Raw genomic sequence first — 12,363 nt, 5'->3', positions numbered from 1 at the left:
TGGGTGCGCTCGACGGGGATGCCCAGATTGCTAAGCGTCCTGATCTCCCGCACGAGCCGCAGGCCGTCCTCGTCGTAGTCCCGCTAGCCGTTTGGGCAGCCGCCCGGGCGTGATCAACCCCAGCGATTCGTAGTTGCGCACCGCTTTGGTCGTCGTTCCTGCCCGCCGGGCCAGTTCGCCGATCAGCATTCCCGTCAAACTCGACAAACGCTAAACCCTGCCCCCGGGTGCAGGGTCAACCCGAGCGGAAAAATCGGTGTCCTCGGCGTGGCCCGCGTTGTACCTTCCCAGCATGTCGTGTTTTGCTGTTGCCTTTTTCATGCGGCTGCGTTCCGCCTAGGCGGCGCAGGATCCGAATTCGCGCCGCCGTACGCGTCCGGGCTCCCGTTTCCTGACGCGCGGTTCGTCGTGCCCTGAAACACCACGCTTACCTGCGCTCGCGAGAGCCCGGTTCCGACCGGTCCGCGAACACAGGAGCAGCCGATATGTCTACCCGCCGGAATTCGGCGCGCGATCGTGCGCGCCGCGAACTCGGCCAGAACTTCTTGATCGACCGGAGCGTCGCCCGGCACCTGGTCGATCTCCTCGATCCATCACCGCTTCCGGTGGTCGAACTCGGGGCAGGGCGCGGTGCCCTCACCCGCGAACTCGTCCACGCTGGACGAACGGTCACCGCCGTGGAACTGGACCGCCACTGGTCGGACGAGCTCCGCGACAGCTGTCCACGAGTGAGCGTGATCAGGTGCGACATGCTCGATTTCCGTTTCCCTACCGCGCCGTACGCGGTGGTCGGCAACCTCCCGTTCGGCATCACGACGGCGATGACCCGCCGGCTGCTGGGCGAGCGGAGCTGGTCGGAGGCGATGCTCCTGGTGCAGTGGGACGTGGCCCGGAAACGCGCTTCGGGCGGCAGCCTGCTGAATGCCCAGTGGGCGCCGTGGTACGAATTCCGGCTCCACGGCAGGGTTTCCGCACGATCGTTCCGCCCGGTTCCCGCGGTCGACGGCGGCATCCTGAAGGTGCAGCGCAGACCGCACCCGCTGATGCCGCTCGGCGACCTGCGGCGTTACCAGCGGTTCGTCGAGGCGGTGTTCACGGGGCGCGGCCGAGGCCTGGCCGAAACCGTCCGCAACGTGACGGGCTGCCGGATCCGGAACCTGCCCGCGCTCCCCCGGGATCTGACCGCAGAGGCCTGGACCCACCTCTACGCCGAAACCACCTGCCCCAAGACTCGCGAGCGCTTTGGGCGGCCATAACAACCAATGCGCTGATGTGGTGGTGCCGCTCGCCGAAGCGCCGAGGCCCGTAACGCGCCCTCGCGGGGCCGGGGAGCCCCGAGCCGTCCGGAGCACTGCCGGTGATAGGTGGGGTGAACGGACCGTTTGTGCCGTCTATTGGGGTGGACGGTCCGTTCGCTTCGTACCTGCGATGCGCAGGTAAAGCAACGCCGCACAGCGAGTTCCCAACGGGCGTCTGTCAGGGCTGGCGCTGCGGGAATTCCTCGTCGCCATTACAACCCAATGCGCTGATGTGGTGGTGTCGCTCGTCGAGGCGCCGAGGTTCGTAACGCGCTCTCGCGGGGTCGGGGAGCGGGGAGCCTTGAGCTGTCCGGAGCGCTGCCGGTGATGGGTGGGGTGAACGGACCGTTTGTGCCGTCTATTGGGGTGGACGGTCCGTTCGCTTCGTACCTGCGATGCGCAGGTAAAGCAACGCCGCACAGCGAGTTCCCAACGGGCGTCTGTCAGGGCTGGCGCTGCGGGAATTCCTCGTCGCCATTACAACCCAATGCGCTGATGTGGTGGTGTCGCTCGTCGAGGCGCCGAGGTTCGTAACGCGCTCTCGCGGGGTCGGGGAGCGGGGAGCCTTGAGCTGTCCGGAGCGCTGCCGGTGATGGGTGGGGTGAACGGACCGTTTGTGCCGTCTGGACGGTCCGTTCGCTTCGTACCTGCGATGCGCAGGTAAAGCAACGCCGCACAGCGAGTTCCCAACGGGCATCTGTCAGGGCTGGCGCTGCGGGAATTCCTCGTCGTCTAGCAGCGCCGGGTGCAGGCGGCGGAGGGCCGGAATGTCGGCCTGGTGGCCGCCTTCCTCGAACCACTCGAACATCCGGTCCCGGCCTTCGATCCGGGCGACTTCGTAGCGGGTCGGGGTGCCCTTGACGCGCTGGAAGTTCTCCGCGACCTGCTGCCTGCTTAGCTCGTCGCCGGCGATCTCGATCTGCTCGCCGATGAATTCCTGCGGCGCGTCCTACGCGGTCGCGGCGAAGAGGCCGATGTTGTTCGCGGAGACCATCTGCACCGGTGTCGCTGGGTCCAGCGGCATGGAGAGCACGCGCTCGCCCGAATCGGAGATGTTGGCGAGGAAGAGCAGGTTGGTCATGAAGAACACCGGTCGCAGCACGGTGGCGGGCACGCCGATGCGATGGGTGTACGCCTCGATGGCGGTCTTGCTCTCGAAATGGGCGACGCCGGAGTTGCGTTCGGCGCCGCCGACGGAGCTGTGGACGAGTTGGCCGATGCCGGTCTCCTCGGCGATGTCGGCGACCGTCGTGCCCTGGCAGACTTCGGCGGCGAGCGCGCTTGAGGCACGGCTGGAACGCCAAGCTGTGCTCCTAGAGCGCAGGCGCTCTGCGCGTGTAACTCGTGCTTTCAGACTGCGCGAAGTGCAGATCCAGATCCTGCTCTTCGACTCAGCTACTGCGCCGCGTACCACCCATGACTTCAACCTGTTCAGGGTGCCGTCGCCAGGTAAGGCTGGACCGCTTGAGTTCGTCTACGTCGAAGACTTCACAGACGGCCGCTACCTGGACTGCGCGTTGGCACCCCGGCGCTTCTGGTGAAGCTGACGGTGGCGGGTACCGCATTCGCCTTCGGCTATCTGGCAATTTTGATGTTCATGCCATTCGTGCTGCTGTAGCGCGGTGCTCCGCCCTGGCTTCCCAGCCTGACTCTGACCGGTTCGGGCTCTGTTGGCCCCGCTGGTCGATCCGCAGCCGCGACGCCTGACGTCCTACGACGCGAGGTCGTCGTATGCGCCGAAGGCGCATGGCCCACCCTCGTAGCTTGCACCGCCGCGGGTTGTCAGCGGCCTTCTCACGAGGACAGCCCGGACGCCGCGTCTTGGCCATACACAAGTCCGGGCTCCGGAGTCGAGAAGGCCGCTGAGGTTCCGCCACCCGCACCGCAACCCAAGAAGAGGTTGGAAAACGCTCTATGGAAATTGCGGCACACTCGCTCCGGATGGGCCTAGTCGTAGGACGCGAGATCAGGGTGGAGGACACCAGAGGTGCCCTCCACCCGGGAAAATCAGCGCCATACGGCCACCACCGATGGGCGGGGTTGGGAGTTGCCGCCGTCGGGCCAGTGGGAGATCGGGTTGTCGGCGCTGGCACCGTCGACCTCTCCCGGATGTTGGGCCGAGACCAGGATCAGGTCGTCTTCGATGATCGGGCCGCAGGCTTCCGCGCCGCGCGGGACGGAGAGGAACTGCATGACGTGGCCCCGTTCCGGGCCTTTCAGCGGCACCGAGTAGAGGCCGTCGTTGGCTCCGAGAGCCTTTGAGGAATCCGTGGTGATCCAGAGGTTTCCGCGGCTGTCGAAGGCCACGTTGTCCGGGCAGGCGATCGGGCTGACCTGGGACTTGTCGAAGCCAGCGAAGTAGGTGCTCGGGTCGGCGGGGTCGCCGCAGACCAGAAGCAGACGCCAGGCGAAGCGAGTGCCCGCCGGGTCGTCGTCGAGTTCCAGGACCTGGCCGTGCTTGTTGATGTTGCGCGGGTTGGGCTCGTCGGCGCCCGCGTTGCCTTCGGTGCCGCGGTCCGAGTTGTTGGTCAGCGCGGCGTAGACGCGGCCGGTATGCGGGTGCGGCTGGACGTCTTCCGGGCGGTCCATTTTCGTCGCGCCCGCCTCGTCGGCGGCCAAGCGGGCGAAGACGTATACCTCTTCGGCGCTAATGCCGGGCACGAAGCTGGTGTCGTTGTGCGCCAACGGAATCCACTCGCCGACACCGTCGAACTCGCCGTCCGCCGGCAGCTTCCCGGTTCCGTCGATCTCACCGGGGCTGTCGCCGGTGAACTTCGCGACGTAGAGCGTGCCGGAATCCAGCAGCGACATGTTGTGCCGCCGCGCGTGGCCGCTGTTGCCGCGCTTCATCTTGCCGTCGGAGACGAAGCGGTAGATGTACTCGAACTTCTCGTCGTCGCCCATGTACGCCACGACCCGGCCGTCGTCGGCGACGCGGATGTTGGCACCCTCGTGCTTGAAGCGGCCGAGCGCGGTGTGCTTGACCGGCGTCGAGTTGGGGTCGTGCGGGTCGATCTCGATGATCCAGCCGAACCGGTTCGGCTCGTTGACCTGCTCAGCGAGGTCCCAGCGGGAGTCGAAGCGCTCCCACTTGCGTTCGCTGGCGGCGCCCTTGATCCCGTAGCGCGCCAGCCGCTCCTGGGTGGCCGGGTCGGTGATCGAGTCGGCGTTGCCGAAGTAGAAGTGGATGTTCTCCTCGCCGGAGAGGATCGTGCCCCACGGCGTCACCCCGCCGGAGCAGTTGTTCATCGTGCCGAAAGAGCGTGTGCCGGTCGGGTCGGCCGGTGTCTTCAGCAGTTCGCTGCCCGCCGCCGGGCCGCGCAGCTCGAACGGGGTGTTCAGGGTGATCCGCCGGTTCAGCGGGTCGAGCACCGGTTTCGGCGCGCCGTCGCCGGTTTCGAGCACCACGACCGACAGCCCGTGCGCCGCCCACGCGACCCGAACCTGCTGCTCGGTGGGGTTTTCCGGGTCGTAGCCGCGGAACAGGAACTCCTCGGAGGTGTACTCGTGGTTGTTCACCATCAGCCGCCGGTCGCCGTCCAGCTCCAGCAGTGCGCAGAAGTCGTTGTTGTAGCCGAACTGCCGTTCCTGGGCTTCCGGCGTCTGGTTGTCGAAGTCGAATTCCGGGGCGCCGGGCAGGATCGGGTCGCCCCACCGGAGCACGACCTGCTGCTGGAAGCCCTCCGGCACGACCACGGCGTCTTCGCTGTTGGGCTGCACCGGGGTGAAGTCCAGGCCCGGCGGCCGGCCGGCTGCGGCGGCCGCGGGTCGACTGACGGACAACGCGGTAGGCAGCGCCGCCGCGGAGGCCACCACCACGGCACCCGCGCGCAGCAAACCCCGCCGGGACAGCACGTTCTGCACCAGGTCGCCGAAGTACTGGTTCGCGGTGGGGTTCGGTGGGTGCTCGGCGCACTGGTCACCGCAGCGGTACCGGCAGGTCACCCGCGCCCGACCGGTCGACAACAGCGGTAGGAATCGACGTTCGCCCGGCTGTGCCACCACGACCTCCCATGCTGATCAATTGATCGAGAAATGGCTTGGAGCGTATGGCAAACCGAAAAAATGGCAAACGCTCTGCGAGAATTCGGCGAATTCTCGCAGAGCGTTTGCTCGATCGGGTTCGTCCAGTTGGGGGCTGCTGGTCTCAGAACTCCTCGCCGACCAGGACGGCCTCGGCGGGAACCTGATGGGCGTCGGCCTTGGTGCGCAGTTCCAGAGACAGCAGGCCCGCCGCGATCACGCACAGCACCGCACCGACCGCGAACGGAGCGTGCTGCGAACCGAACCAGGTGGCCACGTGCCCGACCAGGGTGGCCGCGACCGCGCCGCCGAGCCAGCGGCAGAAGTTGTAACCGGCGCTCGCGACCGGGCGTGGCGCGGCGCTGATGCTCATCGCGGTACCGGTGAACAGGGTGTTGAGCAGGCCGGAGGCGACGCCGCTGACGATCACTGCGACGACCACGACGGGCTTGGAGCCGATCGCCATGACGGCGAGCAGGACCGCGAAGAACAGCACCGCGATGATGGTGCCGCCGACCTCGCCGAACCGGGCCGCGAGCTTGGGGGCCAGGAACACGCCGGCAAGGGCGACGCACAGGCCCCAGCCGAAGAACACCAGACCGACCGCGATCGCGCCGAACTCCAGGACGAACGGCGACCAGGCCAGCACGATGAAGAACGCGGCGGTGTAGAAGGCGGAGCCGAGCGCGGTCCGCAGCAGGCCGCTGTGGCCGAGCGCGCGGATCGGGTCGAGCAGCCGGACCTTGGGCCGGTCGGCGCGGTTGCCGTCCTTGGGCAGGAAGCCGGCGGAGAGGATCAGCGCGATCGCCATCAGCGCCGCGGTGCCGGCGAACGGTCCGCGCCAGGAGATGTTGCCCAGCAGGGCGCCCAGCAGCGGGCCGGTGGACAGACCGATGCCCAGCGCCGCCTCGTAGAGCAGGATGGCGGCCTGCTGGCCGCCGCTGGCGGCGCCGACGATCACCGCCAGCGCGGTGGCGATGAAGAAGGCGTTGCCGAGGCCCCACACCGCGCGCAGCGCGACGAGCTGGCCGATCGAGCTGGCCATCGCGCACACCAGGGTCGCCACCACGATCAGCACCAGGCCGGTGACCACGGTCCGCTTCGCGCCGAAGCGGGCGCTGAACGCGCCGGTGATGAGCATCGCCACGACCTGCACGCCCAGGTAGGACGAGAACAGCAGGGTGACCTGTTCGGGGCCGGCGCGCAGCGCTTCGGCGATGGAGAGCAGGATCGGGTCGACCAAGCCGATGCCCATGAAGGCGATCACGGCCGCGAACGCGGTGATCCACACCGCCTTCGGTTGTCCCTTGAAAACGTCGAGAAACCGAACGTCGTGCGCGGCGCTCATCGGTCGCCACCCCTCATGGACGGAAGCAAGTCGTTTGCAAGGCTAACAAATTTTGGTCAGCAACCAAACGGACATGAGAGAACTCACGCGGATTTGCTCCGACCGGCGGAGAAGGTGGCGATCAATGCCGCCTTGAGGTTGGTGTGGAAGGGTTGCGTCACGGTGTGCAAGGGCGGGTTTCGTTGCTAAGCGGCGCCACGCGTAGCCCACCCTCGCACCGCCGCGGGTTCTCAGGCGTCGTCTGGCGAGGACAGCCCCGATGCCGCGTGGGCTTATGCACAATCGGGGATCCCGGAGTTCAGGCGGCGTCTGAGGTTCCGCAACTCGCACCGCCACGCAGAACGAGCCTGGAAAGAGCCTTTCAGCGGCTAAGTGCGGCTTGGGCGGCTGCCGCGACCACCTCCTCCGCGTGGTGCTCGGCGAGAACCGCGAGGATCTCGCCGGCGCTGCGGTGCGCGGTCGCGGCGATCTCCTTGACCAACTCGACCTGCTCCGGCTCCGGCTGCTGGGCGAACTCCGCGAGGAACAAATCGACGTCCTCGTCCAGGGCCGCCGCCATGCCGTCGAGCGAGAACAGCAACTCATCGCCGGGGCGGGCCGTGTTCTCGGTGCTGGTCGGCCGGGCCTGCAGCCACATCCGCGCCGCCGGCCCGGCGACCGCATCCTCGGTCAGCTCGCGCACCGCCGACACACCGTCGTCGCGGGTGTGCTCCAGCAAGCCCAGCGCCGCCAGCCGGATCGTCGGGTCGTCCACCCGTCGCAGCAAGGCCGCCAGCTCGGCGCTGGCCTGCGCCGCGCCGCGCCGCTCGATCCACTGCGGGATCAACACCTGCTGCACCTCCGCCGGGGCATCCGCCACCACCAGTGTCAGCAGCTCCGCCGGGCACGCAACCAGATCGTCCACAGCGGGCACCTGGAAGCCGAAGGCGCGCAACGACTCCCGCGCGGCCCAGAGACCCGGTGGCAGCAGCTCGGCCACGGTGTGATCGGCATCGACGCCGTCGGGCACGATCTCTTCCAGCGCCTCGATCTCCTCCGGCGCGGTGGTCACGTGGCAGCGGACCGCCTGCATCGCCTCCCACTGGGCGAGCATCCGGCGGACGATGCCGCGCACCGCCTCGCGATCGTCCGGCTCATCCGCGTCCAGGAGGTCGCAGGCCATCATGACGATCAGTTCCAGCGGCACCGCCTCGGTCCGCGAGTACAGCACGCTCAACGCGGCCTGGACGATCTCCAGCAGCGCGTCCTCGTCGTCGGAGAGCCCGTCGAGCTCGGCGTGGAAGACGTCTTCGATGAGCACGAACCGCTGCCAGAGCCGGGTCCACAGCAGTTCCGGTTCCGCCAGCAGGGGTACCGCGATCAGGGTCGGCGCCAGCAGGTCCCCGGCCCACCGGACCAGACCCGCCCGCTCGGCCCACTCCAGCAGCAGGTCGGCGTCCCCGGCGTCACCGCCGGAAGGTTCCGCGAGGGCCGCGACGAGCTCGTCCACATCGGACGGACCCCGGCCGTCGCCGACCCACTCCAGGACCGTGCGGATACGCTGCATGATCGGCGATCCCGCCGCGATGGCCCGGTGCGGCTCGACGTGGACGAGATCGATCGGCGGCAACCAGAGCGCGGGCTGGGATGGCGACTCCAGCGCGTCCCGGCGCTCGATCTCCTCGAACACCTCGCTGTCGAAGTCGATCTCCTCGGCGTCCACCGCGTCGAAGAACCCGGCCACTGCCTGCGGATCTTCGGCGTCCACGCCGAGCTCGCGCATCGTCGTGCCCCAGAACTTCTCCACACCCCACTCGGTCGGCTCGGCCATCGCCGCCAGGTAGTCCGGCACGGCCCGCTCGACCGCCTCGTGCAGCTCGTCGAGCGGGCTCGGCGAGGTCAGCAGCCCCTCCTCGGAGAGGAAACCGAGCCACTGGTGCAGGAAATCCGGCACCAGCGACCACCGCGCCACGATCAGCTTGCGGGGCACCACTTCGACCAGGAACCGCACCAGGTCCTCTTCGGTCCAGCAGGCCAGCAGGCCGTCCCTGGTGAACTTGTGGTCGAGCAGGCACCCCGCCAGCCACCCGGCATCCAGCTCCGGGTGGCTGCGTGCGAACGCGTCGATCAACTCTTCGCGCGCCGCTTCGAACCGGTCGACCTCGCCGTGGATGAAGGCAGTTCGCATCACGTGCTCCTTTCGCTAAGGTGTGCGGATCAGCGTAGGTAGCACGTCGGGAAGTCCCGGGCAGCGAGGCGATCAAGGCCCGCGTGTCGTGATCCCTCGAACGGGTGCTCGAACCCGGAAATGCGGACATCTCGGTATGGCTCTCGGTACTTGTCCCGCTTCGCCACCAGGGGCTTTGGTCACATGCTTTCCACACGTCCTGATTTGGACGGATCAACGACCGCCTGGCGAACCCGGTGGTCGAACGGCGACAACCCGCCGGGGTGACCGCGGCCCACCCGGTCGTTCCGGTCTTGGGTCGACCCCCGGATTCGTCAGCGGCGTTCCCAACAGGGAGGAGGTACTGCGTGACCGGACAGCAGCTACTTTCCCCAGCTGCCTGTTGTTCGGCCCTCCCATTCGGCGAGGTGGGTGCCACCCGTCCGACAAGGCGGCAAAGGGGCCGCCGCGCCCACCTCGCCGACCCATGCTCCCGATTCCGCGAAGGCTCGCGAACACCCGACATGAACAGCACGTCCGAATACCGATCCTATGGTTGGTGGGTCCAGAACGACCCGAACTCCGACCACACCACGCTCATCATCGGCGGCCGCATCAGCGTGCTGCGAATGCCAGCCCCGATCGCCGCCCGCGTGCACCGGGTGCTCGCGATCCACCTCCAAGCCGGACCCGCTCTGGTCGACGGCGATGACTGGGTGCTGTTCACCCAGCCCGACGGCCGCGGCGACCTCCCGGAAGACCTCGACGAGGTCACCGCCGTGCCGACCGGCAGCCGGATGGACCTGCCGCCGCTGGACGACCCGGGCTGGATCACCCCGCCCCGCGCGGACCGCCCGGTGCCGTCCCGCCAGGTCATCTTCTCGGCCGTCCGCCGCGCCAGAGCCGAAGCACGACCGCTCGTCACCGCCTGACCCGCTCCCCAGGGGCCGTGAGTACTTTTGGGAGTTACAACCCCCCTGCTACAACCCCCAAAAGTACTCACGGGTTTGTCTCCTTTGAAGCGGCGTCAGCTGCTCAGCTCACGTTTGCAGCAAGCACCGCCGCGGGTTCTCAGACTGTGCCCACCCCGTCGGGGTTCTTGGCGAGGCCAGTCCCCGGCGTGGTGAATTGGCATTCATGAGTCGGAGATCCCGCAGTCCAGACGGCGCCTGAGGTTCCGCTACCCGCACCGCGACTCGGGGTGGGTCTGGAAGTGGGCTTCAACGCTGCTCGGCCACCCAGACCGCTATTTGTGCGCGCGAGGTGGCTCCGAGCTTGGCGAGTATGTGCTCGATGTGGCTGTCCGAGGTCCGTTTCGAGATCACCAGCTGCTCCGCGATCTGCCGGTTCGACATGCCCTGCGCGACCAGCTTCGCCACCTCGCGCTCCCGCGGCGTCAGCCGCACCGGCGCGTCGGCCGACGGCTCCGGGCGGCGCACCCCGAGCGTGAACTGGACCAGTTCGTCCACCGTGTACTCCGAGCCGCGGCGCCGCTCCGCGCGGAGTTCCGACGTCGGCAGGGCGTTCCGGATCCGCGCATCGGTCTCGGTGTGCCAGCCGAGGTAACGGTCGATGCCGAACAGGTAGCGGCCCAGCGGCCGCCACAGGTGCGCCACCGCCGAGCTCAGCCGGGCTGCCCGGTCCACGTGCCCCTGCGCCGCGGACACCCATGCCTCCATCTCGACCGCCAGCAGGATCCCGGTGAAGTCGTTGAAGAGCTGCTTGATCCGCAGGCCTTCGTGCAGGTGCTCCTGCGCAGCCGGGTAGTCGCCCTGCCGCCAGCGCACCAGCCCGAGCGTCAGCTCGCACCACGAGCGGTTCCACAACTCGCCGTGCTCCTCGCAGATCTCCTGGCACTGCTCGCACAGCTCGACGGCTCGCTCGAAGTCGCCCCGGAAGGTCGCCAGCAACGCCAGGCTCGGCAGGCTCATCAGCGCGATCCCGTCGTGCCGCAGCATCTCCTTGCGCTCTAACGCTTCGGCGAACCGGGCCGCCGCCGTCTCGTGTTCGTTGCGCAGCAGGTCGAGGGTCCCGGTGATGTGCCAGGTCAGCGCCAGCGCCGTGTCGGCCCCGATCCGCCGCGCCACATCCCGCGCCTCGGCCAGCAGCGACCGGGCGGCGTCGACGTCCCCCAGCAAGCAGCTGATCAGGCCGTTGACAGCCAGCGCCCGGGCGCGCTGCTCGTCGGGATCCGACACCACGCGGAGCATTTCGTCCAGCCAGTACCGGCCCTCCCGCAGCGCGCCGTCGGCCACCCAGTAGTACCGCAGGGCGGTCGACATCCGCAGGCCCTCGGGCCCCTCGCCGGGCTCGGTGCGACAGAAGTCCAGCGCGGCGCGCAGGTTCGCCCGGTCGTGCCGGAGCCGGGTCAGCCAGTCCACCTGCTCCGGGCCGAGCCATTCCGCGTCGACGTGCTCGGCGAGCAGCAGGAAGTGATCGCGGTGCCGCCGCCGCAGCGCGAACTGCCGCGTGCCGCCGCCGAGCCGCTCCCGCCCGAACTCCTGGATCGTCTTCAGCAGCCGGTAGCGGGTGCGGGTGTCGCGCTGATCTTCCTTGAACAGCACCGATTGCTCCACCAGGCCCGCGACTCCGACGAACACGTCCTCCAAGGTCACGCCGTCGCCGACGCAGACTTCCTCCGCGGCGTCGAGCTCGAAACCGCCGGAGAACACCGACAGCCGCGCCCAAACCACCTGCTCGGTCGGCGAGCACAGGTCGAAGCTCCGCTCGATCGCCGCCCGCAGCGTGCGGTGGTGCGGCAGGCCGCTGCGATCGCCCAGGGTCAGCAGCCGGTACCGGTCGGCGAGCCGGTCCAGGATCTCCTCCACCGAAAGCGACCGCATCCATACCGCGGCCAGCTCGATCGCCAGCGGCAGGCCGTCCAGCTGCTGGCACACCCGGACCACCAGCGCCTCGTTGCCCGGTCCGATGGCGAATCCCGGTAGCACCGCGGCGGCCCGGTCGGCGAACAGCTCCAGCGCCTCGTAACCGATGGCCTTCTGCACCACGCGGCCCTGCCGGTCTAGCCGGGGCATGACCATCGGCGGCACCGGCCACACCTGCTCGGCGGCGATTGCCAGCGGAGCGCGGGACGTGACCAGGATGCGCAGCTCGGGGGCGGCGGCGAGCAGGTCGCCGACCAGCGGTCCGCACTCCTCCAGCAGGTGCTCGCAGCCGTCGAGCACGATCAGCATCCGCTTGTCGGCGAGCTGCTCGGCGAGCTGTCGCGCAGCCGGCAGCGCACCCCGGTCGCCGAGGCCGAGGTTGGTCAGCAGGACCCGGGCGACGTCGTCGCGGGGCGGGACGCGGGCCAGCTCCACCAGCCAGACGCCGTCCGGGAAGGCGCGTCGGAGATCGCGCGCGACGCGGACGGCCAGCCGCGACTTGCCGACCCCGGCCACACCGGTCAGGGTCACCAGTCGAGAGGTGGACAGCAGCCGTTTGACCTGCGTAATCGCTCCGCGGCGGCCAACGAAGCTCGTCAGGTCGTCGGGGAGCTTGCCCACCCGCCGGGTTGTCATTCCGACCACCCGCACTCTCCGAACGCC

Annotated in this window: 8 protein-coding genes; 2 read left to right on the top strand and 6 right to left on the bottom strand. The window is 68.6% G+C overall.

Annotated features, from left to right (window positions below; all coding sequences use genetic code 11):
• Positions 1-30 precede the first annotated feature (30 nt).
• Positions 31-189, bottom strand: a complete 159-nt coding sequence (locus tag SSPN_RS63070; RefSeq protein WP_394378956.1) for a MerR family DNA-binding transcriptional regulator — start codon at positions 187-189, stop codon at positions 31-33.
• 296 nt (positions 190-485) lie between these two features.
• Here SSPN_RS63070 and erm point away from each other — a divergent pair, with 296 nt between their 5' ends.
• Positions 486-1,256 carry a 23S ribosomal RNA methyltransferase Erm gene (gene erm / locus SSPN_RS46805; protein WP_010312935.1) on the top strand — a complete coding sequence of 257 codons (771 nt, stop codon included), beginning with the start codon at positions 486-488 and terminating at the stop codon, positions 1,254-1,256.
• Positions 1,257-2,247: 991 nt separating this feature from the next.
• Here erm and SSPN_RS52430 read toward each other — a convergent pair.
• From SSPN_RS52430 to SSPN_RS0131590, 4 genes are all read right to left on the bottom strand, one after another.
• Positions 2,248-2,712 (bottom strand): NmrA family NAD(P)-binding protein, encoded by a 465-nt coding sequence (locus tag SSPN_RS52430; RefSeq protein WP_158309677.1) that lies wholly within the window; start codon positions 2,710-2,712, stop codon positions 2,248-2,250.
• A 593-nt stretch (positions 2,713-3,305) separates the two neighbouring features.
• Positions 3,306-5,303 carry a PhoX family protein gene (locus tag SSPN_RS0131605; RefSeq protein ID WP_010312927.1) on the bottom strand — a complete coding sequence of 666 codons (1,998 nt, stop codon included), beginning with the start codon at positions 5,301-5,303 and terminating at the stop codon, positions 3,306-3,308.
• Between the two features lie 142 nt (positions 5,304-5,445).
• Positions 5,446-6,669 (bottom strand): MFS transporter, encoded by a 1,224-nt coding sequence (locus tag SSPN_RS0131600; RefSeq protein WP_010312926.1) that lies wholly within the window; start codon positions 6,667-6,669, stop codon positions 5,446-5,448.
• Between the two features lie 361 nt (positions 6,670-7,030).
• Positions 7,031-8,836: a hypothetical protein gene (locus SSPN_RS0131590; protein ID WP_010312924.1), complete on the bottom strand. Its 1,806-nt coding sequence runs from the start codon at positions 8,834-8,836 to the stop codon at positions 7,031-7,033.
• A 503-nt stretch (positions 8,837-9,339) separates the two neighbouring features.
• Here SSPN_RS0131590 and SSPN_RS0131585 point away from each other — a divergent pair.
• Positions 9,340-9,747, top strand: coding sequence for a hypothetical protein (locus SSPN_RS0131585; RefSeq protein WP_010312921.1), 408 nt, complete (start codon positions 9,340-9,342; stop codon positions 9,745-9,747).
• Positions 9,748-10,035: 288 nt separating this feature from the next.
• Here the strand turns inward: SSPN_RS0131585 and SSPN_RS0131580 are convergent, their stop codons facing one another.
• A complete protein-coding gene (locus SSPN_RS0131580; RefSeq protein WP_237710853.1) occupies positions 10,036-12,336 on the bottom strand; it encodes a LuxR C-terminal-related transcriptional regulator in 2,301 nt (766 codons plus the stop codon).
• Between the last annotated feature and the right edge of the window lie 27 nt (positions 12,337-12,363).

Origin of the sequence: Saccharopolyspora spinosa NRRL 18395 (assembly GCF_000194155.1) — a bacterium.
GTDB classification, from domain to species: Bacteria; Actinomycetota; Actinomycetes; order Mycobacteriales; family Pseudonocardiaceae; genus Saccharopolyspora; species Saccharopolyspora spinosa.
Note: the sequence above shows the minus strand (reverse complement) of the source record. Positions and strands in the feature narration are given on the sequence as shown.

Excerpts from the sequence above, each read along its gene's own strand:
- SSPN_RS63070 (WP_394378956.1), bottom strand. The coding sequence starts at position 189 with ATGCTGATCGGCGAACTGGCCCGGCGGGCAGGAACGACGACCAAAGCG.
- erm (WP_010312935.1), top strand. The coding sequence starts at position 486 with ATGTCTACCCGCCGGAATTCGGCGCGCGATCGTGCGCGCCGCGAACTC.
- SSPN_RS0131600 (WP_010312926.1), bottom strand. The coding sequence starts at position 6,669 with ATGAGCGCCGCGCACGACGTTCGGTTTCTCGACGTTTTCAAGGGACAA.
- SSPN_RS0131590 (WP_010312924.1), bottom strand. The coding sequence starts at position 8,836 with ATGCGAACTGCCTTCATCCACGGCGAGGTCGACCGGTTCGAAGCGGCG.
- SSPN_RS0131585 (WP_010312921.1), top strand. The coding sequence starts at position 9,340 with ATGAACAGCACGTCCGAATACCGATCCTATGGTTGGTGGGTCCAGAAC.
- SSPN_RS0131580 (WP_237710853.1), bottom strand. The coding sequence starts at position 12,336 with ATGACAACCCGGCGGGTGGGCAAGCTCCCCGACGACCTGACGAGCTTC.